This is a genomic window from Shewanella gaetbuli, from assembly GCF_023284065.1.
GTDB classification, from domain to species: domain Bacteria; phylum Pseudomonadota; class Gammaproteobacteria; order Enterobacterales; family Shewanellaceae; genus Shewanella; species Shewanella gaetbuli.
In genome coordinates, this window is record NZ_JAKIKP010000010.1 from 1 (window position 1) to 22,627 (window position 22,627).

Annotated in this window: 14 protein-coding genes, 3 tRNA genes and 1 pseudogene; 11 read left to right on the top strand and 7 right to left on the bottom strand. The window is 39.9% G+C overall.

The window, feature by feature from the left end:
* The 3 genes and pseudogenes from L2672_RS12815 to L2672_RS12825 form a co-directional block, all read right to left on the bottom strand.
* Positions 1-382: pseudogene (locus tag L2672_RS12815) on the bottom strand (hypothetical protein); the annotation flags it as partial.
* A 97-nt stretch (positions 383-479) separates the two neighbouring features.
* Positions 480-4,805 (bottom strand): EAL domain-containing protein, encoded by a 4,326-nt coding sequence (locus L2672_RS12820; protein WP_248996250.1) that lies wholly within the window; start codon positions 4,803-4,805, stop codon positions 480-482.
* A gap of 275 nt (positions 4,806-5,080) precedes the next feature.
* Positions 5,081-7,867, bottom strand: coding sequence for an insulinase family protein (locus L2672_RS12825; protein ID WP_248996251.1), 2,787 nt, complete (start codon positions 7,865-7,867; stop codon positions 5,081-5,083).
* 191 nt (positions 7,868-8,058) lie between these two features.
* Here L2672_RS12825 and sixA point away from each other — a divergent pair, with 191 nt between their 5' ends.
* Positions 8,059-8,526 carry a phosphohistidine phosphatase SixA gene (sixA, locus tag L2672_RS12830; RefSeq protein ID WP_248996252.1) on the top strand — a complete coding sequence of 156 codons (468 nt, stop codon included), beginning with the start codon at positions 8,059-8,061 and terminating at the stop codon, positions 8,524-8,526.
* Between the two features lie 409 nt (positions 8,527-8,935).
* Here the strand turns inward: sixA and smrB are convergent, their stop codons facing one another.
* Positions 8,936-9,463, bottom strand: a complete 528-nt coding sequence (gene smrB / locus L2672_RS12835) for an endonuclease SmrB (protein ID WP_248996253.1) — start codon at positions 9,461-9,463, stop codon at positions 8,936-8,938.
* A gap of 79 nt (positions 9,464-9,542) precedes the next feature.
* Here smrB and prmB point away from each other — a divergent pair, with 79 nt between their 5' ends.
* Genes prmB through L2672_RS12865 form a run of 6 tightly spaced genes read left to right on the top strand, consistent with a single transcriptional unit; the run spans position 9,543 to position 14,881 of the window.
* Positions 9,543-10,487, top strand: coding sequence for a 50S ribosomal protein L3 N(5)-glutamine methyltransferase (gene prmB, locus L2672_RS12840; RefSeq protein WP_248996254.1), 945 nt, complete (start codon positions 9,543-9,545; stop codon positions 10,485-10,487).
* Positions 10,488-10,547: 60 nt separating this feature from the next.
* Positions 10,548-11,642, top strand: a complete 1,095-nt coding sequence (aroC, locus tag L2672_RS12845; RefSeq protein WP_248996255.1) for a chorismate synthase — start codon at positions 10,548-10,550, stop codon at positions 11,640-11,642.
* Entirely contained in the window at positions 11,643-12,851 is a 1,209-nt protein-coding gene (locus tag L2672_RS12850; protein ID WP_248996256.1) for an MFS transporter, read from the top strand. It begins immediately after the preceding gene.
* Entirely contained in the window at positions 12,848-13,993 is a 1,146-nt protein-coding gene (locus L2672_RS12855; RefSeq protein ID WP_248996257.1) for an ATP-NAD kinase family protein, read from the top strand. Before L2672_RS12850 ends, L2672_RS12855 begins: the two co-directional genes overlap by 4 nt.
* 4 nt (positions 13,994-13,997) lie before the next feature.
* A complete protein-coding gene (locus L2672_RS12860) occupies positions 13,998-14,276 on the top strand; it encodes a YfcL family protein (RefSeq protein ID WP_248996258.1) in 279 nt (92 codons plus the stop codon).
* A 14-nt stretch (positions 14,277-14,290) separates the two neighbouring features.
* Entirely contained in the window at positions 14,291-14,881 is a 591-nt protein-coding gene (locus L2672_RS12865; RefSeq protein ID WP_248996259.1) for an RNA methyltransferase, read from the top strand.
* Positions 14,882-15,559: 678 nt separating this feature from the next.
* On the opposite strand, the gene L2672_RS12870 is transcribed toward L2672_RS12865, so the two are convergent.
* From L2672_RS12870 to L2672_RS12880, 3 genes are all read right to left on the bottom strand, one after another.
* Positions 15,560-15,636 (bottom strand) — tRNA-Met (locus L2672_RS12870).
* 32 nt (positions 15,637-15,668) lie between these two features.
* Positions 15,669-15,745, bottom strand: a tRNA-Met gene (locus L2672_RS12875).
* A gap of 79 nt (positions 15,746-15,824) precedes the next feature.
* Positions 15,825-15,901: transfer RNA gene (locus L2672_RS12880), tRNA-Met, on the bottom strand.
* 310 nt (positions 15,902-16,211) lie between these two features.
* Here L2672_RS12880 and rlmKL point away from each other — a divergent pair.
* The 4 genes from rlmKL to L2672_RS12900 are packed head-to-tail and all read left to right on the top strand — an operon-like array spanning position 16,212 to position 22,413.
* Positions 16,212-18,347 carry a bifunctional 23S rRNA (guanine(2069)-N(7))-methyltransferase RlmK/23S rRNA (guanine(2445)-N(2))-methyltransferase RlmL gene (gene rlmKL, locus L2672_RS12885; RefSeq protein WP_248996260.1) on the top strand — a complete coding sequence of 712 codons (2,136 nt, stop codon included), beginning with the start codon at positions 16,212-16,214 and terminating at the stop codon, positions 18,345-18,347.
* Positions 18,337-18,567 carry a glutaredoxin family protein gene (locus tag L2672_RS12890; protein ID WP_248996261.1) on the top strand — a complete coding sequence of 77 codons (231 nt, stop codon included), beginning with the start codon at positions 18,337-18,339 and terminating at the stop codon, positions 18,565-18,567. The genes rlmKL and L2672_RS12890 overlap by 11 nt, the downstream gene beginning before the upstream one ends.
* A 1-nt stretch (position 18,568) precedes the next feature.
* Positions 18,569-20,485, top strand: a complete 1,917-nt coding sequence (locus L2672_RS12895) for an ABC transporter ATP-binding protein (RefSeq protein ID WP_248996262.1) — start codon at positions 18,569-18,571, stop codon at positions 20,483-20,485.
* Between the two features lie 26 nt (positions 20,486-20,511).
* Positions 20,512-22,413 (top strand): DUF3466 family protein, encoded by a 1,902-nt coding sequence (locus L2672_RS12900; RefSeq protein ID WP_248996263.1) that lies wholly within the window; start codon positions 20,512-20,514, stop codon positions 22,411-22,413.
* The last annotated feature ends 214 nt before the right edge of the window (positions 22,414-22,627 follow it).

The following is a 22,627-nucleotide window of genomic DNA, read 5'->3' on the forward strand; positions in this document are numbered from 1 at the left end:
GTACTTTAATGTTTGGGAAACCTGCAGTTTGGGTGTCGAGTACTTTAATGTTTGGGAAACCTGCAGTTTGGGTGTCGAGTACTTTAATGTTTGGGAAACCTGCAGTTTGGGAGTCGAGTACTTTAATGTTTGGGAATCCCGCAGTTTGGGTGTCGAGTACTTTAATGTTTGGGAAACCTGCAGTTTGGGTGTCGAGTACTTTAATGTTTGGGAAACCTGCAGTTTGGGTGTCGAGTACTTTAATGTTTGGGAAACCTGCTGTATGAGTTCCTATTACCTCTGATTTCGGTAATGTCACACTTTGAGTTTCACTTACCATATTTGCAGAAGTTGAAACAGAAAAGGCCGATAGAATTGAAACCGCAATAATAGTTTTAATCATTTTGATACTCTCTTAATCTCAGGGTTAAATGTAATCATTATTTTTGACGTCTAAATAACTTTTAGCATTTAACGTGCCAATGCTGTGAGAGTGTTGGTTATTTGTTTGTTTTTTGTTTGTTCCTTTTATCGGAGTCTAAAGCAAGTAACGCTTCAAAATCAAGTTCTGGCACAGGCTTGCTATAGATATATCCTTGTATTTCCTCACATTTTAAGGCTTTTAATATATTCAATTGTGCAGTTTCTTCAACGCCTTCACCCACTACAGATAGCCCCATGTTGTGCGCGATGGTAATAATCGAGTCAACCATTTTTAAATCACGGTCAGATTTATCAATATCGTCAACAAATGATTTATCAATTTTTAAGCAGTTGATTGGAAAGCGCTTAAGGTAAGATAATGACGAATAACCCGTACCAAAGTCATCTAAGGCTAAACTAATGCCCATTTTAGCAAGCTGTTGCATGACTTTTATGGCGTTTTCTGGGTTTTTAATGACGGTTCCTTCAGTTATCTCTAGCTCTAGGTGATGCGCGGGTAATTGTGTCAGTCGTAAAATTGACTCAATACGTTGCTGAAGATCTGCGAGGGCGAACTGACGTGACGATAAATTGACAGCCACTCGGCCTGAAAACACCCCTTGATCTAACCATTTCTTGGCGGCAAAACAGGCTTTTTTAAGAACCACATCACCGATGTCAACAATAAGACCGTTTTCTTCAGCTAATGGGATAAAATCATTCGGTGGTATCAAACCAAATTTTGGATGGTTTAGTCTCACTAAGGCTTCCATGCCAGCCAGTTGGTCATGTTTAACATCAATTTTTGGCTGATAGTAAACTTCAAATAAATCATCTTTTAATGCTTCACGAATTAAGTTTTCAATTTCTAATTGGCGAATAGCATTTTGGTTGAGTGATTCTGAGAAAAATTGATAACGATTTCCACCTGCAGATTTAGCATGATACATGGCGATATCTGCTTTACGAAGAAGCGCTTGTTCATTTTGCTCATCTTCTGGATACAATACAATCCCAACACTTATGCCCAACACAAGGTTTTCGTTGTTAACAGTAAATGGTGGTTTTAATGCTTGAATGATATTGGACGCGATAATGGCACTGGAGCCGATATCAGGGTTTTGGTCAATTAATATTGCAAACTCGTCGCCGCCTAAACGATATAAGCTGGCATGATCAGGCATAGAGGTATTAATTCGGTCAGCGACAGAGATCAATAACTCATCACCCACTTGATGCCCAAGAGAATCATTAATACGTTTGAAGTTATCTAAATCTAATACCATCAGCGTATGGTGAATATCTTTTTTCACGAGGTTGTTCAAGGTCACTTGTAAGCTTGAACGGTTTGGTAAGCCTGTGAGTAAATCATTGTTGGTGAGCTTCCGGAGCTCTTCTTCTTGTTGTTTCCGACGAGTGATATCAGAAAAAACGCCAACATAATGACTGGTTTCACCTTGTTCATTATAAATAGCGTCAATATTGAGCTCCATTAAGAAATAGCTGTTGTCGCCTTTATTGGCCTCAATTTCGCCATTCCATCGACCATGTTGGCATAAAGTGGTTCTAATTTGCTCTGAATACGATTTAGGGTAACGGTCGAATTCGAGCTTTTGTTGTAAAAATTGTTCGCGGGTACAAAGCGCGATGTCACAACAGGCTTCATTTACCTCAACAAATTGGTAATTCTGGTCAAGAATAAACATCCCTTCAGAAATATTTTCAATTGCTCTGGCAAACAGTTTTAACCGCTCTTCAACAACCTTGATATTGTTAATATCTTTAATCGTACCAGTCATCCGAACAGGAACATCTTTTTGATCGCGCTCAACAATTTTAGCTCTGTCTAGAATCCACATCCATTGGTCATTACGACCTTTCACTCGGTAAGCAATTTCAAAGTGGTCAGTGACACCACTGAAATGGTCGTTAAGTGCCTTTTGTACTCTGGGCTGGTCTATAGGATGAATATTACTTTCTTCTCCTAATTTTCCTGAACGATGCCCATCTTGTGGGAAATCTAATGTTCCCCATATATTAGATCGGAAGATTTTGCCGGTTTCTATATCCCAGTCCCACATTTCATCGCCGCTGCCCCAAAGGGAAAGCTTGAGCCGCTCCTCACTCAAGGCAATTTGTTTTTGAATTTGTCTTTTTCTTAATACGGCTTTTACAATTAATGCACAAATTATAAAAATGATAATCCCATAAATCATTTTGGCTTGGTTGGAAAGCCACCAAGGCGGGCTGATTATGATATCAAGAGTCTCAGTTTCGGATTTCATACCCGTGTTGTTATCAATAACATATGCACTAAATGTATATCGACCATGTGGAACACTTGTGTATGTTGCACTATTATTTGTATAGCTTGGTAGCCACTTAGCATCTATGCCCTTTAATTTGTAAAATGCTGAAAATTCATTTGTACTCTTTCCAATTACCCCAAATTTAATCGTAAATGGGTACTCTGAGTGGCTTAATATTAAATCATTTTTATACTTTAATGACTTGCTGAGTTTTTCTGTACCTATTTCTATTTTTTTATTAAAAATTGATAGGTTGGTAAATGTAATTATTGGGCGCTCGGTATCTTTGAAGGATGACATTATGGTGCTTGGATTGAGGTAGCTTAAGCCGTAAGGGCCACCAATATATATACCCTTAGAGTATATTGCAGTAGATTGTGTAGTGTAATCGGCAAGAGCACCGTGCTTTTGAGACAAGCTAAAAAAATTATTATGTAAACTGTCGATGAGGTATATGTTGTTACTAGAAGGCGCTACGATAGTCTTGTCTATTAAGTCTAGTGAATAAAGTACTTGACCATTGTTGAATATTTCCTCTAATGATTTGTTTTTCAAATCATAGGACATAATTGAAGCTCTTGCGCTAAAAAATATTTTCCCGTCAAATGAAAGAATGCTGGTAACCAATTCATGATCGTAAATATGTTCAACCTTATCATCTACAAACTTAAAAAGCCCTTTCTGAGATGCAATGTACAAGGCATCTTCAACTTGTAGGAAATCAAATATAGGGTGGTTAGTATCAGTATCTATTATACTTTTAGTGTTATTTTTAATGTCATAAAATATTATACTTCCACTATAAGTACCTACAGCAATACGATTATCCTGCATTAGTTTTATTTTAACTAAATGTTCATTGAAAATCATTCTTGATTTACCAGTATCTAACTCAACTTCCTCTAAACCATTTGATGTAGCAATATATAAATGTGATTCAGTAGCTAATACGCTTTTATAACCGGGTGACGTTTGGAATTTAATATTACTAACTTTATTTGTTTTTATATCAATAGAGCTTACTTCTGGCTCATTGGTCGCTATAAAAATATATCCATTATTTTTTGATATTGACCAAATGTTTGAAATATCATTGTTTATTTTTTTTGCTAAATTTGAGTTTGTTGATATTGAATTTACGCCATTAGAGTAGCTTGAGATATAGATATTTTCATCAGTACTTTGCATCATTATCATTCCATTTGTACTTTTTATTGTAAATGGTAATGTTCCGAGGCTTCTTATTTTTCCCAAATCTTTTATTGATAACAATTCTGTTTTGCTTAAACCAAGTAGAATGTTATTGCTTTTACTTAACCCGAGTATTTTATCTGAGCTTATCTTTTCATCGTTTAAGTACAATCCATCTTGTTTAGTATAATAAATGTCACTATTACTAATTTCGAAATCAGTAGTTTCTACATAAGCTTTATTAAGTTTTTGGTCTTTTAAAAATAAATCACCATCAAAGTTTCTGATATAAATCCCTGCTTGATTAACTCTGATTTTTTTGACTTCTTTAATTCTGTCGTCATTAATGTGTTCGATGATATTTTGAAACGAAGCGTCAAATACAAACACTTCATTTTTTAAGCCGACATAGTTTAAGCCGCTGTCATGATAAATGGCCCAAATAATATCTGTTGAAATGGGATGGTTTTGAAGTGCTGGGGTGAAGGTTTCAGTATATTTATCATAAATGACCAATCCTTTGTCGGTACCTACAATTAATTGACCTTTACTATCTAACATTAGATTACGAATAAATGAGCTAGGTAATCCTCGGTTGTTGTCATAAGCATAGAAGTGGGTGAAATCTGTACCATCAAATCGATTTAAACCGTTTACAGTGCCTATCCAAACATAACCTTCGCTGTCCTCAACAACACTAGTTACTGTGTTTTGAGATAAGCCATTCTCAACAGTATAGGCTTCATAATTGAGGACAATATCAAGCTGTTCCTCATTAAAAGTTGAAAATGATGCTGCAAAGCTAACTGAAGTTATGCTCCAACATATAAGCATGAATAGGATTGAGGAGAGTTTCGGCATAAGATTATTGTTGTTTTCCAGTTGATGCCACATGAAAGCCATTAATTTATCTACTTTTTCAGATTATGTCTGATTTGTCAAAGCTATGTTAAGCTAAAAAATCGATTTGTTAACTGATTGAGCATTGTAACATCTGTAAATGCAATACGGGTTAGCGTTTTGTTCTGAAATTTTGATGTATGCAGGTTTTTTATCTGCCTGATTTCATTTGTTTGGTAGATTACGACTAACTTGTTATGTTGGGATAATTGACATAACAAGTTGCTTTTTTAGGCTTGAGCGCTAATTGCCAGCAACAGAGAGATACAACGGGCTCATTAAAAGTGAAATTTCTCTGCTTTATGCTTAAATGCTTTTAGATCTACAATCTTATTTTTGCCATTAAGTTGCTGTTTAGTGTGTTGTTCACCACAGCTAAACAGAACTAGTCTGTCGCAATGTTTACTTCGCATTCGTTGCATCATGAATTTAATCAAGTCTGCTCTAGTTAGTTGGGCAACTTGTGATGCAACGCTTTCGCGTTGATTAAATTTATAATCTCGATTACCTAGGCTAACCCAATAACGTTGCCCACGCGTTTTCAGGTTTGAATCGTGCTCCATTATTTGATTAATCAATCCGTGCTTAGTGCTTTCCCATTGTTCATTGGTTATTTGCATGACAGCGTAGCTAAAGTCTGCGATAAACTCGTCTATCGCTTCAAGTAATACTCGCGGACCATTTGAAGGTGATTGAATATAAAAAATCATTCCAGGATGTCGGTTTAAAGGCAGGTAGCCCGTGCCAACCATATAGCCTAACTGTTGTTTGGTTCTAAGCTCATGGAAAAATGTCGACGACATGGTGTGGTTTAATAAACTAAATAGGGCCATTTTGTCGACAGAGGCTTGGCTTGACTGATAATACACGATTATTGCACTGTCTTGATGGTTGATACTTTTTTCGCGAAGCAATGTGCCATGCCCTTTTAGATTAACCAATTCACGTGAAGACTCACTACTAGGTTTAGTGACTAACGAAAGTAGCCGCTGTAATCGTTGACCTAATTGCTGTGCTTCAGAAACTAGCCAATCTCCGTAGACTAAACCTTCAAGGTATATTTTTTCATAAAACTCTCGAACATGGTTATGAAGGTCGTCTAATGTGATGGACTCGAGTTCCTCAGCCATTCTGGCTGGCTCAAAGCTGCGTTTTTGTAAGGTTACAGTCAAACTCGTAAACAGTTGAGAAATGGGTTTTGCTTGAGTGACGTTATTCCAGCTACGTAAAATTTGTTTGCGAATAATGTTGAATCGCTCTTGGGTGAACTTGCGCTCTCGGGCTTTTTCTATAATCAATTCAAGTAATGATTCTTGATTACCTGTAAATCCGGTTAAATGAAGAGTTATCCCACCCTGATGGGGATAAATGTTGTAGTTTAATCCGGCAACTTCAGCTTGATATGTTGGTTCTGTTAAATAGTCTAAAAGCATTTCTACATATAAACGCGTTAACGTGGCATGTCTTGGTGTATCGCTGGCTTTTTGCGAGTCCATTGATAAAAATAAGTGGCCTTTGGGAACGTTAAATTCATCGTCTTTACGATGCCAGATTCGATATCCATCTCCTTCATCAACGATAACAGGTACTGGATATTGACATTGCTCATCTCTTGCTTGTGGATTTGCCACAATGAAAGGGTTCGCTTTTGGAAGTTGTAATGCAGTTCTAACTTCTGTTTGTTGCCAGTAGCCGACCCTGTCAGAAGTGATTTCGGTTACGCGATATGGGGTAAAATACCAAGCCGCTTGCTTATCGGTTTCTAGGTCTTGTGACACAACTTGCAGACGCATATTAGTTGGGTTCATAAGGTCGAGAAGGTCAGCGGCTTCAGAGACATCTAAATTGTCCATTCGGTAATCGCCATAGACAATATCTTCAACTTCATAATGATGCATATTAATGCTTAGGTGACTTGCCAAATCCAAGGCTTTTATTTGTTCTTGGAATCTAAATGCTGTGTCGAGTAAATTTGCTCGTTCTTGATAACGCCAATTTTCAAGCCCTGTAGATTTAATCAGTTGTATGTATTCAAAAATACACTTAATTACTTCATCGAGTTGCTCAAAACCTTTGTCGGTTAACTGAATGCTGACAGAGTAGTCTTTAAAGTTAAACCCGTTAATCCCGCCACCTGCAGAGAGGTTATTCGCCAAGCCTTGCTCCTTTAAATAGGATAGCAAGCTACCAGGACTTTCATTGCCTAACAAATGACTGATAAAAGTTAACGGTTTACGTTTATAAAATTTATCTATTCCAGGTAACGCAAAATTAACACTGACCCTTTTTTGCTGCTTTAGAGGCACAATCGAAATTTGTTTTAACTTTTCGGCTTCGGTTACTAATGGTGCTTGAGAATATTGCTTGGCAATGTTTCGATTAATCACTTCACCAAAAAAGTGGTTTGCCCATTGCTCTAATTGTTCGAGCGGGAAGGGAGCAACTAAGCAAAGTGTCATGATATTTGCTGAATATTGTTGCTGATAAAAGGTCAGTAGCTCTTGTCTTAACTCTGCTTCAGAGCCTGCTAAGGTTGCTAAGTTACCAACAGAGAATTTAGAAAAAGGATGGGCCTGATTTGTAGTTTCCTTTTGTACTTGATAAACCCGTCTAACATCATCTTTAAGCTTTAAACTATATTCTGACTCAATGGCATGACGTTCTCTATCTACTAACTCTAAGTCAAATTTTGGGGCAATAAAAAATTGACTAAATCGGTCAAGTGATTCATCAAAAACTTCGGGACTAATAGTATAAAAAAAGTTGGTTTGTTCTGTGCCAGTCCAAGCATTGTTGTTACCACCATGTTGATTAATAAATGCATGGTATTCACCAGAATCAGGGTATTTTTCGGTGCCTAAAAACAGCATATGCTCTAAGAAATGAGCCATGCCAGGGCGCGAAACCGGATCGTCAAAATGGCCAACCCTTACAGCCATAGAAGCTGCTGCTTGGTTGGATTGATTATCTTCGACTAATAGTACCTTTAATTGGTTAGGCAATTGGATATATTTATAACGTCGATGATCATTTTGGCTTTTTCGGATTGCTGGAAAATCAGACAAGTAAAGGCTCCAGATAAATGTTCTTGCTATATATTGATATTGTTATCAGTTTTTAGCAAATTATGTCGTCAATTATTTATTGCGGTCATCGACTAAAGTTGAGTTAAATTTTGTTTGTGAATGGTTTCAGTACTCCGCTAATGCAGTTACAATTACAGTATTATTCGCATAGGTTTATTATTGAGTATTTTATGCAGTTATTTTTGATGCGCCATGGCGAAGCTAGTTTCGATGCTCCATCTGATCGTGAACGTACATTAACACATCATGGTCGCTACCAAAGTGGTCAGGTTGGCGAGCAATTAAATAGTCGTATTAGTCAGTTAGACTTAGTATTAGTTAGCCCGTATTTACGCGCTCAACAAACTTGGCAGGTTGTTAGTAAGCATTTACCTAAAGCACAAAAGTGTGTTGTGTTAGATGATATTACTCCATCTGGAGATCCGAAATCAGCCGCCGATGTTATCCTTGCATATGCTGAGCAATATAAAGCTGAAACTGTGTTAGTGATTACTCACATGCCTATTGTGGGTTTTCTTGTCAGTGAATTAGTTGCAGGTGAAGAAGCGCCAATTTTTGCCACTTCAGCATTTGTTCAAATAGATAAACATATGGAAAATGCTAGCTTAATCGATATGAATTTACCACAAGTGAGTTAAGCTATATTCAGACACTGTACATCTCGTATTTTAGGGACATCCCGGCAATGCTTCTCTTAACGTCATTCCGATGATGTTTCGCACATCGTCATTCCAGCGACCTTTCTCTTCATCGTCATTCCGGCAATGTTTTTTGGGCCGGAATCTGATTTGATGTTTTATGGCTAGCCAAAAAGCAGATCCTCGATAACAGATCTCGAGGATGACACAGTTAGCAGAGTCATTCCTAATGTTTCCCTTCACCGTCATTCCGGCAATGTTTTTTGGGCCGGAATCTGATTTGATGTTTTATGGTTAGCCAAAAAGCAGATCCTCGATAACAGATCTCGAGGATGACGAATTAGCACCGTCATTCCGGCTGCATTTATCTTTCCGTCATTCCGGTAATGTTTGTGGGCCGGAATCTGCTTTATCGCCTATGAGGCTGGTCACCAATATCAATTAATACAAGTAAAGCCGCATCTCCACCCCATTCTTTAGGCGCTTGATGAAAAGCTTTAACTTTAGGATGTTGAGCCAGCCACATTGGAATTTGCTGTTTTAATATTCCACTACCGTAACCGTGCATTACACTGCAACAAATACTGTTTTGTTTAACACAGGCCTGAATTAAAGCGGCCAGTTCCAGTTTTGCCTCTGCTTGTCTTAAACCGTGTAAATCGAGTAATAAATCTGGTACATAGTCACCACGACGTAATCTTTTTAACTCTAGTTTATCAACTCCGTCATTGGTCCAGCGCATAGGGCCGTTAACGGGGAGCAAGGGTTGATAGGTATCAGAAAAATAGCTGCTAACATGTAGTTGCTGCTCTTTAATTTCGACTTGCTGTCTTGTTTTTACCGGTTGTTTAAAGTGATGCTTTTGTTGCTGTAACGGTTTTACTCCGGCAACTAAATCACTAAACGACTCGAAATCAGTGATATTTTTATCTTTCATGACGATATTGTATTGAATTCTAGGCCATCTTAATAGACATCAGTTACAATGTTGGCGAACTATTTATTAGGAGTGTGTTTTGGATAAGATCTTTGTAGATGAAGCAGTCACTGAACTGCGTACAATTGGTGATATGTTACGCTGGGGTGTGAGTCGATTTAATGATGCTGGTATATATTATGGTCACGGCACAGACAACGCTTGGGACGAAGCTATCGCTTTGGTTTTTCATGCACTACACCTTCCTGAAGAAATTGGTCAGCAAGTTATTCATACAAACCTCACCAGCAGCGAAAAGCATAAAATTGTTGAATTGATTATTCGCCGAGTACGTGAGCGTTTACCTGTACCTTACCTAACCAACAAAGCTCGTTTTGCTGGGCTTGAGTTTTTTGTTGATGAACGTGTACTTGTGCCACGTTCTCCAATTGCCGAAATGATTAATAACAACTTCAGCCCTTGGTTATATAACAAGCCGGTTAATCGTATTATGGACTTATGTACTGGCAGTGGTTGTATTGCTATTGCCTGTGCTTATGCATTCGAAGATGCTGAAGTTGATGCACTTGATATTAGTGAAGACGCTTTAGAAGTTGCCCAAGTCAATATTGAAGGCTTAGGGGTAATGGATCGTGTTTTCCCAATTCAATCTGATATTTTCTCATCTATTCCTAAAGGGCCACAGTACGACTTAATTGTTTCAAACCCTCCTTATGTTGATGAAGAAGACATTGGCGATATGCCTGAAGAGTATCACCATGAGCCTGAAATTGGTTTAGCTTCAGGACGCGATGGCCTTGATTTAACCAAGCGTATTTTAGCTAATGCGGCAGATTATTTGACCGAAAACGGTGTCTTAGTCGTAGAAGTAGGTAACTCAATGGTTCACTTAATTGAGCTATTCCCAGATGTACCATTTACCTGGGTTGAGTTCGAATTTGGTGGTGACGGTGTATTTGTATTAACTCGTGATCAGCTAGTTGAAAATGAATCACTTTTCGCCATCTATAAAGATAGTGAATAATAAGTACGTATTAGTGTAGCATTACACTTGGTCATTTATTAGAAGAGGTAAAGAGGGCGCATGTCAGGAAACAGTATAGGGCAAAACTTTGTTGTCACCACTTTTGGTGAAAGTCACGGCGTGGCGCTTGGATGTATTATTGACGGTTGTCCTCCTGGACTTGAGCTAAGTGTTGAAGATATGCAGCATGACTTAGACCGACGTCGCCCTGGTACCTCTCGTTACACTACCGCACGACGCGAAGCTGATGAAGTACGCATTTTATCTGGGGTATTTGAAGGTAAAACGACAGGTACTTCAATTGGTTTATTGATTGAAAATACTGATCAACGCAGCCAAGACTATTCAAATATTAAAGACCTGTTTCGTCCGGGGCATGCCGACTATACCTATCAGCAAAAGTATGGACTACGTGATTACCGTGGCGGTGGACGTTCTTCTGCCCGTGAAACGGCAATGCGAGTTGCTGCTGGTGCAGTGGCTAAAAAATATTTAAAGGCTGTGCATGGTATCGAAATTCATGGCTATATGTCACAACTTGGTCCCATTTGCGCTGAAACCATTGATTTAGCACAAATTGAGCAGAATGCGTTTTTCTTCCCCGATGCCTCGAAACTAGAAGCGCTAGATGAATATATGCGCGATTTAAAAAAATCGGGTGATTCAATTGGTGCAAAAATTACCGTTGCAGCAACAGGGGTTCCTGTTGGATTAGGTGAACCTGTATTTGACAGACTAGATGCTGATATCGCCCATGCACTTATGGGGATTAATGCGGTAAAAGGCGTTGAAATAGGTGACGGTTTTGGGGTGGTAACTCAAAAAGGCTCTGAAGGACGCGACTTAATGTCTCCAGAGGGATTTGAGTCAAACCATGCCGGTGGCGTACTTGGTGGTATATCTTCTGGTCAGCCAGTGGTTGCGCATATTGCTTTAAAGCCGACTTCAAGTATCAGTGTGCCGGGTCAAAGTATGACCGTACAAGGTAATGTTGCTGATGTTGTTACCAAAGGTCGTCATGACCCTTGTGTTGGTATTCGTGCCGTACCCATTGCCGAAGCCATGTTAGCTATAGTATTGATGGATCATTTACTACGTCATCGCGCTCAAAATCAGGATGTAAACAGCCAAACCCCAGTTATCGGAATGCGCTAAATGCCAATCAGTTCTAGCCCTGAGTTTCAGCTTCGCTGGCTCAGGGCTTGTTATTTCTTCTTCTTCGCTATTCTTGGCGTATTAGTTCCTTACCTTGGCGTGTTCTTCGACTCTCGCGGTTTTAGTGCTCAAGAGATTGGTTCCTTACTTGCTATTTTAATGGCCACGAGGATTATTGCCCCTAACATTTGGGCGGTGGTCGCTGATAGAACCGGCATGCGGGCGGGGTTAGTTAAGCTAGGTGCCTTGTGCGCCGCAATTACTTTTATCAGCTTTTTCTTTGAAGGTAGTTTTTGGTATTTAGCTATTAGCCTGACCATTTATACCTTCTTTTGGAATGCTATTTTGGCGCAGTTAGAAGTGATCACCCTTGAAACCTTAGGGGATAATGCTAATCAGTATGGCGCCATACGCAGTTGGGGCAGTGTCGGCTATATCGTATTGGTGATACTTGCTGGCTGGGGCATTGACCAGTTTGGCGCTCAAGTATTACCTTTCATAGGTATGGCACTGTTTATCGGCTTGTTGTTGAGTTCATTGCCTCTGCCCTCAACCAAAGCTTCAGTGTTAGACAGTAAACAAAGGCCAAAACTTCAACTTGATAAATCGATAGTGTTATTTTTACTTTCGGCTTTATTACTGCAAATGAGTGTTGGGCCATTTTACGGCTTTTTTGTTTTATACCTTAAACAAGTGGGTTACTCAGAAACCTTTGCTGGTGTCATGGTGGCTTTGGGCGTATTAGCTGAAATAGGTATCTTTTTGTATGCGTCTAAATTAATTGGCAAATATGGTTTACGCCTGTTACTTATTTTTAGTGTAGGGGTAACTGCACTGAGGTGGCTTATTTTAGGCTACTATCCTGACTCAATTGTCATGTTGGTTTTTAGCCAAGTGTTACACGCATTTACTTTTGGTTTAACTCATGCCGTGTCAATCCAGTTTATACATCGTCATTTTGGTGTTCATCACCGAAGTACAGGCCAAGCTTTATATGCCAGTTTAAGTTTTGGTGTTGGTGGTGCAATAGGTACATGGATTAGCGGTTATATATGGGGTGACGGTTCAGGAGCCGTTTATGTGTGGGTATTTGCCGCAGCATGTGCAATTGCATCAGCTGTCGCTGTTATCTTGATCCCCAATATGAATGGTAAAAATCAACAATTGGCAGAAGAAGTATCGCAATTAACGACTAAGGAGCAAGCGTGAAACCGTTTCGTTTAGGTTTAGTGATTAACCCGTTAGCAGGTTTAGGTGGCAGTGTTGGGCTGAAAGGTTCAGATGGTGTTGCACAACTAGCGATTGAAAAAGGCGCAGAACCTAAATCACATTTGCGAATGCAACAAGCATTAGAGGTTATTCAACCGTTTAAAGACCGAATTGAAGTGATAACCGCAAATGATCAAATGGGTGAAACACTTGCCAAGCAGCTCGGCTTTAACACGCAAGTTGCTTATATAAGTGAGCCAATGATTGAACAAGACGGTTTTAGGACTAGCGCCCAAGATACTAAAAATGCTGTCCACGCCATTATAAGCCAGCCGTTAGACCTGCTATTATTTGCCGGTGGCGATGGCACCGCTAGAGATGTCTATGCAGTGGTTCAAGATACGGTTCCGGTATTGGGCGTACCAGCCGGGGTGAAAATTCATTCTGGTGTTTATGGTATTACTCCACATGCATCAGGTTTAGTGGTCAAAATGTTACTTGAAGGCGAATTAGTTAGTCTAATGAGCGCCGATGTAATGGACATTGATGAAACCGAATTTAGGCAAGGAAACGTGAAGGCCAAGCGCTTTGGCGAAATGTTAGTGCCTGCTGAGCCTCGATACGTACAAGCCGTTAAAATGGGCGGTAAAGAAGTTGATGAATTGGTATTAGCCGATATTGCCGCTGATGTTATTGAGTCAATGGAAGACGAATTATTTATTATGGGTTCGGGCAGTACCGTTGCCGCAATTATGGAAGATTTATATCTTGAAAACACCTTACTGGGTGTTGACGTTATTCAAGATAAACAATTGCTAGCTACAGATGTTACCGCACAACAATTACTCGAACTAACACAGAATCAACCGACTAAATTAGTGATTACATTAATTGGTGGCCAAGGCCATGTGTTAGGGCGAGGCAATCAGCAATTGTCGCCAAGTTTGATAAAACAGCTTGGAAAAGACAATATTTTGATTGTTGCAACAAAAACAAAGCTAAAAGCACTTGAAGGTCGTCCATTAATTGTGGATAGTGGCGACCCAGAATTAGATAAAGCCCTAAGTGGTTATTATAAAGTTATCACTGGTTACCACGATTACGTCATGTATCAGGTAGCCAACCCAGATTTGGTGGAATAAACCCATGTTAGAAAAGTATGATGCAGCAATAGAGTCTTGGATTGAAGAAACCGTAAGCCATGGTGATGATGATGCACTATTTGCCAGCGGTTACTTACAAGGTCATATCGCGGTTGTATTAGCAGAGTTAGAAGTTGAAGCAGAGCAGGGAATAGACGCTTTAGACGCTAAAGTTGCCAACTGTTTAACGCTGGCCAATGAAGAGCTTAATGACGACGATTATCAGCTTGTAACCCAAGCTTGGCAGCAATTGCGTGGTCGCATTGTTAGTGCCGCGGCATAGGTTTTAAATTAGTCATGACCAATGTTGAATCGAAATTAAATACCCAGTCAGAACCTCATGAGTCTACAGAAGATTCGACCTTTGTCAGTTTAGGCCTTGTTAACCCTAAAACACCTGTAAACGTTGCTGGTATTATGCGCGCTTGTGGCTGTTATGGGGTAAACCAAGTTTTTTATACTGGAAATCGCTATGACTTTGCTGTTAAAGCTGAGACCCAATATGAAGTTGATAAAAAACAAGCGGCTAAAACCATTCCGTTAAAAGGGGTTGAATCTTTATTAGAGCAAGTCCCTGAAGGAAGTAAAATTATATGTGTCGACTTAGTTGTAGGAGCAACGCCTCTACCTGAGTTTACCCACCCTGAACAAGGTTTTTATATTTTCGGCCCAGAAGATGGCTCTATTCCACAACAACTTATTGATGCCGCTGATGATGTGGTATACGTCCCCACTAAAGGCTGCATGAATTTAGCCGCTTCAGTTAATGTTCTGTTGTATGACCGACTCGCCAAATCTACTGTTCATCAAACAGATGACCAACTAATCCAAAAAAGTCGCGATACTAACAACCGCACTCGTGTAAAACATTGGTTGAAAAAATCTTAAATAAAAAAGGGAGTTAACCCTCAATGTCTAATAGGGTTAAAAGCTTATTCCCCTTGGAACTTTCGAAACCAATCCTAAAATAACTTTGCCCTTATCGAAATCAATCTTGTCATCCTCGAGATAAGTTATCGAGGATCTGCTTTTTGTATCTCAACGAAATCTAAAGTGGATTCCGGCTCAAAAGCCTTGCCGGAATGACGTTGGATAGAGTACGGAGTTATGGGAAGTTTAGTACGGAATGACGCAAAACCTCGTCATCCTCGAGATCTGTTATCGAGGATCTGCTTTTGTGTCTTTCGATGAAAACCAAAGCGGATTCCGGCTCAAAAGCCTTGCCGGAATGACGTGGGATAGAGTACAGAATGACGGTGATTCAAAAGCACGGAATGACGTAAAAACCTCGTCATCCTCGAGATCTGTTATCGAGGATCTGTTTTTTGTATTTCAACGAAAGCCAAAGTGGATTCCGGCTCAAAAGCCTTACCGGAATGACGTGGAGTTTAGTACGGAATGAGGGTTTGATTAGACCATTACAAATGACAGAGATTCTAGCGTTGGGTCTGTAAATAAAACATCTTCGTTAAGCGATTGAATTGGTGTGTAAGAATTGCATATAAAAAACAAGGAAGATTTGTAACTAGGAAGATTTGTAACTAGGAAGATTTGTAACTAGGAAATTGGTTGCGGGAGCCGGATTTGAACCGACGACCTTCGGGTTATGAGCCCGACGAGCTACCATACTGCTCCATCCCGCGACTGAATTTTTTGTTTGCGTTTTTAATCAAATTGGTTGCGGGAGCCGGATTTGAACCGACGACCTTCGGGTTATGAGCCCGACGAGCTACCATACTGCTCCATCCCGCGACTGATTTGAATCGCTACGTTTATCTTTATTTTAGAACTCACTCTTAAACTGATTGCATTTAATGGTTCATTCTTAAATTGGTTGCGGGAGCCGGATTTGAACCGACGACCTTCGGGTTATGAGCCCGACGAGCTACCATACTGCTCCATCCCGCGTCCGATAAACGCTGCTTTGTATTCTGCATCTAAACGTTGCGTCCTTCAAAGCGGGGCGAACTATAACGACTGGGCATGGCCTTTGCAAGTCTATTTTATAAAAAAAGGTTTAACTGGTGATAAAGTGGCCTAATGTATGATTACTGCTCGCCTAAACGCATAAAACTGAGCCTATTTAAGTTCACTCGCCTACTTTAATAGCGGGGTATCAACATATATCTAGTGGCAAATTCGATAAGTCGTTGGGGATATGGCTGTGAACAGGTATAATGCGCAACAGAATTTTTACCTTAAGATGATGCGTTAATCCATGTTTAATTTTTTTGCTGCCGCCCCTAAAGGGTTTGAATATAGCCTTGCTTGTGAACTTAAAGCATTTGGTGCACATGACGTTAAAGAAAGCGTTGCTGGTGTGTACTTTTCTGCTCCTCTTGAGCTTGCTTACCGTATAACTTTATGGACAAGGTTAGCGAGTCGAATTGTACTGGTTATTTATAAAGGACCATGTGAGTCACCTGAGCAACTTTATAATGCGGCCTACTGCATTGACTGGACATCGCATTTTTCAAATAAAAATACCTTTAGTATCGACTTCCATGGTACTGGAGGTTTTATTAACAACACCCAGTTTGGGGCGTTAAAAATTAAAGATGCGGTTGTTGACCGTTTCCGTGATGACGGTGAAAACCGCCCTGATGTTGCTCGTATCAACCCTGATTTTAAAATTGATGCCCATTATAGAAATGGTCAAGTCACCATTTCAATGAACTTCTCGGGTTCAGCTCTGCATCAACGTGGTTATCGCTCTACCACTGGTGAAGCACCATTAAAAGAGAACTTAGCAGCCAATATGTTGGCTCGTTCAGGCTGGCAACAACAACCTACCACCTTGTTTGACCCATTCTGTGGTAGTGGCACTATTTTGATTGAAGCAGCTTTGATTGCAGCAGATATTGCTCCAGGTTTACAACGTGAGCGCTTTGGTTTTGAAAACTGGCGTAGTCACAATGCGACGATGTGGCAGACAGTGTTAGATGAAGCTAAAGCTAGAGCATCATTAGGTAAAACACGTTGCGACATTAAATTTTATGGTTCAGATATCGATTCACGTTTAGTGGCGCTGGCTAAACGCAATGCACAAAATGCTGGTGTGGCTGATTTAATTGAATTTACGGTTAACAATGCACTAAACGTTGCACCTCCTGCATCAGAAGGCTTTATGATTTCAAACCCGCCTTATGGTGAGCGTTTAGGTAGCGTAACCGAGCTATTACAACTTTATTACCAGTTAGGTGATAAATTCAAAAAAGAATTTGGTGGCTGGAAAGTGGCCATGTTGTGTAGCGACGTTGAGCTAATTTCTTCATTAAAGCTTAAAGCTGATAAACAAATGAAAATGTTTAACGGCTCATTAGAGTGTGCGTTTAACCTTTACACTTTACACGCTAAAAGCACTCGTCGTACTGCACCTGAATTACCAGATGGCGTTGATATTGCAGATATTGCACCAGCGTTTGCTAACCGCATTAAAAAGAATATCAAACAGTTAACCAAGTGGGCGAAAAAAGAAAATATCGATAGCTATCGTATATATGATGCTGATTTACCTGAATATAACGTTGCGATTGATAAATATGTCGATTACGTGGTTATTCAAGAGTATTCCGCGCCTGCCAGTATTCCTGAAGCGGTTACTAAGCGCCGTGTGAGTGATGTATTGTTATCGTTGCCACACGCTTTAGGTATTAGTCCAGATAGAATCACCCTTAAAACCCGTGAACGTCAAAAAGGCACTAATCAATACGAAAAACTGGATGATAAAAAGTTAGAAGTGATTACCCAAGAATATAATGCGCGCTTTAAGTTAAATTTAACCGGTTACCTAGATACCGGGCTATTTTTAGACCACAGAGTAACGCGCAAATTAGTCGGTGAAAAATCACATAACCGCAATGTATTGAATTTATTTTCATACACAGGTTCAGCCTCTGTTCACGCGGCATTAGGTGGCGCAAAGTCAGTTACCACTGTTGATATGTCAAATACCTATATCAATTGGGCTAAAGAAAACTTCGACTTAAACCAGTTATCTGGCAAGCAATACCAGTTTATTCAAGCTGACTGCTTACAATGGATAAAAGAGAACAGCCAGCAAAAATATGAGCTGATATTTATTGACCCTCCTACGTTTTCAAACTCAAAACGTATGGAGGACAGTTGGGATGTACAGCGCGACCACGTCAATATGCTAGGTGATTTAATTAAGTTATTAGCGCCTGATGGCGAGATTATTTTCTCGAACAACAAACGTAAATTTAAAATGGATATCGACTTGTTGACCAAAATGGGCATGAAGGTCGTTAATATTGACGATAAATGTTTGCCATTGGATTACAAACGAAACCCACATATTCACAATGTATGGTTAATTACCCATGCCAAGTAATCAAGGATATGTGCTGTACCACACAGACGGGTGTCATTTGTGCGAACTAGCTAAAGCGCTAGTGGATAATGCACAACTGACTTATCAGCACATTGATATATGTGAAGACGCTGAATTAGCCGAGCGATATGGAACTTCCATTCCGGTATTGGCCCATGGTCAAAAACAATTGTTTTGGCCTTTTGATGCGTCTGAATTAGCAGATTTTTTAGGAGAGTAGAGTGAGTCTTGTTCGAATTAATAATGGTTCTTTAGCCTATGGTTACACGCCATTATTGCAAAACGCAGATTTTACAATCGAGCCAGGTGAGCGAGTGTGTATTGTTGGCCGAAATGGTGCTGGCAAGTCTAGCTTAATGAAAGTGTTAGCGGGCGAAGTACTGCTTGATGATGGTGAGTTTAATATCAGTAATGATGTGAATGTAAGCCGTTTACAACAAGACCCCCCTAAAGCGGAAAAAGGCACGGTTTATGCCTATATTGCCGCCGGTTTGAAAGAAATTGGTGAAGCACTTGAGAAATATCACCAGCTTTCACACGATATCGCTGATGCGTCGCCAGAAAAAATGGACAGCATGCTCAAGCAAATGCAAAAGCTACAAGAAGTACTTGATCATAACAATGGCTGGCAGCTTGACTCGCGCATTATTCAAACCTGTGAATTATTAAGCTTAGACGCTGATAAACCATTAACTGAATTGTCGGGTGGTTGGCAACGTAAAGTCGCCTTAGCAAAAGCGCTTGTGTGTGAACCCGATCTATTATTGCTTGATGAGCCAACAAACCATTTAGACATTGATACCATTGAATGGCTAGAACAGTTTTTAATGAACTTCAAAGGGGCAATTGTATTTGTCAGCCATGATCGTGGCTTTATTCAACGCATGGCGACTCGTATTGTTGACTTAGACCGCGGTGTTGTTACGTCTTGGCCGGGCAGTTATCAAGCTTACTTAGACGGTAAGCAAGAGTGGTTAAGAGTTGAAGCTGAAAAAAATGCCCAGTTTGATAAAAAACTTGCAGAAGAAGAAGCTTGGATTCGACAAGGCGTTAAAGCCAGAAGAACCCGTAATGAGGGTCGAGTCAGAGCCCTTAAAGCATTACGCCAAGAGCGTATGGAGCGTTTAAATCGTCAAGGAAATGCCAAAATGGCCGTGTCGGATGGACAACGTTCAGGCAAGTTGGTATTCGATATTCAAAATGTTGACTACAACATTCCAGAAAAAAATCTGGTTAAAAACTTCAGTACCACGGTAATGCGCGGCGATAGAATTGCATTAATTGGCCCGAATGGCTGTGGTAAGTCGACATTAATTAAGTTATTAATCGATCAACTACAACCTCAAGCGGGTGAGATTAAAGTCGGCACCAAGCTAGAAGTTGCTTACTTTGACCAATACCGTGAAGCACTTGATCCTGAAAAAACCGTAGAAGAAAACGTTGGTGAAGGTAAAAGTACCGTTACTATCAATGGCCAAGACCGCCACATATTAAGTTATCTTCAAGACTTCTTATTTTCGCCTATGCGCGCAAGAACGCCGGTAAAAGCGTTATCTGGTGGTGAGAAGAATCGTCTATTGTTAGCAAGGCTATTATTGCGCCCAGCAAATTTAATTATTCTTGATGAGCCAACAAACGACCTTGATATTGAGACCTTAGAATTGCTAGAGTCTCTGCTAACTGATTTTGAAGGCACATTATTAATTGTCAGCCATGACAGGGCATTTATTGATAATACCGTAACAAGTAGCTGGTGGTTTGCGGGTAATGGCCACTGGAGTGAATACGTTGGTGGCTACCAAGATGCTGTTTCTCAGGGGGCTAAATTTTATTCTGAGGAACCTGTAGCTGAATCTGTTGTCGAAACCCCAGTTGTTAAAACGCCAAAACCAGCTAAACCTGCAGAAAAACCAGCCAAAAAGCTGTCATATAAAATGCAGCGTGAGCTAGAAGAATTACCTGCAAAAATGGAAAAGCTTGAGCAGGAAATAGAATCGTTACAACAGCAAGTTAATAACGCTGATTTTTACAATCAACCACAAGAGATTGTGAATGAAACCTTACAGTTATTAGCGCAAACCGAACAAGATTTGGAAACATGCTTTGAGCGTTGGGAAGAGCTTGAGTCATTAAAGTAAAGAATAATAAAACAGGAATAGTTTACATGAAGTTAACGTTAGACAAGGCTTTATCGCTAGTCGCCATGGGTGTATTAGGGGCTATAGGTAGCGCACAAGCCGCTCCTGTGTATGAAATTGTCAACCTCGATGAAGCAACTTACGACTTACGAGGCACCATCGCTGCAACCCGTACCGGTTATGGTATGGGCGTCAATGCTAATGATGAAATGGTTGGGATTTCAAACGGTAAGAAAAACTTATCTGAAGAAGATATCGAAAATGGCATTATTGATATTGAAGATGCACTAAATGGAACTGAAACCATTACGTACAGCATTTTTAGGCCCATTGAAGCGAATAACTTTACCTTTACTGCGGCGGCTAATGCTGCAGAAGCTTGGAAACCTGAGTTTTTTAGTATTGCAGGAACAACACCTCCTGATGAAATTGATGATGAAGGTGAGCAAGTTATCAACTCAGTTGATTCATTTTTTTATGCGATGAATAACAACGATATTAAAGTCGGCGCATATTCAGCTCCAGAAAAAACACTTGAGTATGTTGGAACAGATGAAGACCAAGAGTATTGGTATTATCGCGACTTTGAACTTCGTGGAGTTGCAGTTAGTACCGCACAAGACCCAGCAATAGAGCTGCCTCTTGTGCCACCTTACACCACATTTTCACGTGAGGAAGATGGCGACAAGCCTGCCGCGACTGTTGAGCTAGGTGGCTGGTCTGCTGCTGCTGATGTTAATGAATCTAATATTGTTACCGGCTATGGCAGTACTGAGCTGTCTTCTTTTGCTGAAGATAACGTTAATTCATGTATCGACAATTACGACCCAGATGCAGAAAACCCTGTTCCTGTTGATATCTGTGTGCAAGCCAATCAGTTCCCTGTTAATGGTCGTCGAAATATTCAATATCAAACCCGTGCATTAGTGTGGGATTTAAACAATATTGTCAGTGACGGTAATGCAGCCGTAACCGAGTTACCGCTTGGCTTAACGCCTCCAGATGACTCTAATTTAGTGTATACCGCTCAAGGCTTAGGGATTAATAATAATGCCGATGTGGTTGGACGCTCGCATGTTTACCGTTACGGCGATACTGATAACCTGCGTCAAGATGCCGCTTATTGGAAAAAAGATGCCAATGGTGAGTATCAATATAATTGGATAAACTTTAAAGATAACGACATATTATCGTCAATAGCCTATGACATTAACGATGACGGCTTATTAGTCGGTAGTTACCGTAAATACATTGGCGGCTATTTACGTGATAAATTCTTTATCTTTGATACCAATAACCCTGAAACGTTGCCAATTACCCCAGAAGATTTTAACCCTGGAATATCTGATCTTAGTAGTAAGGCAAAAGATATTAACAACCAAGGTCAAGTAGTGGGTTATATTGAAGCCACTTATGAGAAAGAAAAACCGCGTCCTAAGGTGGGTTTCTTATACAATCATAATGATCAAGAATTCGTCAATATAAATGACCAATTAGTATGTGAGTCAAAAGGTTACGTTTCAACTGGTGATAATACCTGGGAGCGTCATAAAGTCTCAGTACAAGATGGTACCGGTGAAGAGTTAACCTATAACTCTGAAATTTATATTGTTGAGGCTACCAGTATTAATGAAGATGGCACTATTACCGGTACAGCCTTTATTCGTAAGCCCGGTTATCAATATGACGATGAAGGTAACTTGTTAGTTAATGAAGAAAACGGATTACCGTACTTCGCTTTAGATGGCAATGGTGACCCTGTAACGTCATTTTTACCGCGCATGGTAGTTTTAAAGCCAACCAGTGGTGAAGCTTGTACTTACACAGACGTGCCAGAAGAAAAACCCTATGAGCGCAAAGGAGCGGCTAGCTTCGCTTGGTTATTAGCATTGCCGCTATTATGGTTTAGACGACGCTTGGCGAAATAAACTTGGCAGTATTGTTTATGTGATCCATAGACTATGAACTTAAAAAAATCGAGAAAATATTCTCGATTTTTTTTTGGTTTCTGTCTCAATAGTTTAATAATTCTTCGCTAAATTGAAGGTTTTTTTGTGTTGATTTTGGTTAAAAAAGCAGCTATTCATATTGTCCTGAGTTACTAAAACGTAGCCTCAGATTGGATAAATAATAAAGAGGACG

Coding starts and splice junctions, on each gene's coding strand:
- L2672_RS12820 (WP_248996250.1), bottom strand. CDS start 4,805: ATGGCTTTCATGTGGCATCAACTGGAAAACAACAATAATCTTATGCCG.
- sixA (WP_248996252.1), top strand. CDS start 8,059: ATGCAGTTATTTTTGATGCGCCATGGCGAAGCTAGTTTCGATGCTCCA.
- smrB (WP_248996253.1), bottom strand. CDS start 9,463: ATGAAAGATAAAAATATCACTGATTTCGAGTCGTTTAGTGATTTAGTT.
- aroC (WP_248996255.1), top strand. CDS start 10,548: ATGTCAGGAAACAGTATAGGGCAAAACTTTGTTGTCACCACTTTTGGT.
- L2672_RS12850 (WP_248996256.1), top strand. CDS start 11,643: ATGCCAATCAGTTCTAGCCCTGAGTTTCAGCTTCGCTGGCTCAGGGCT.
- L2672_RS12860 (WP_248996258.1), top strand. CDS start 13,998: ATGTTAGAAAAGTATGATGCAGCAATAGAGTCTTGGATTGAAGAAACC.
- L2672_RS12865 (WP_248996259.1), top strand. CDS start 14,291: ATGACCAATGTTGAATCGAAATTAAATACCCAGTCAGAACCTCATGAG.
- rlmKL (WP_248996260.1), top strand. CDS start 16,212: ATGTTTAATTTTTTTGCTGCCGCCCCTAAAGGGTTTGAATATAGCCTT.
- L2672_RS12890 (WP_248996261.1), top strand. CDS start 18,337: ATGCCAAGTAATCAAGGATATGTGCTGTACCACACAGACGGGTGTCAT.
- L2672_RS12900 (WP_248996263.1), top strand. CDS start 20,512: ATGAAGTTAACGTTAGACAAGGCTTTATCGCTAGTCGCCATGGGTGTA.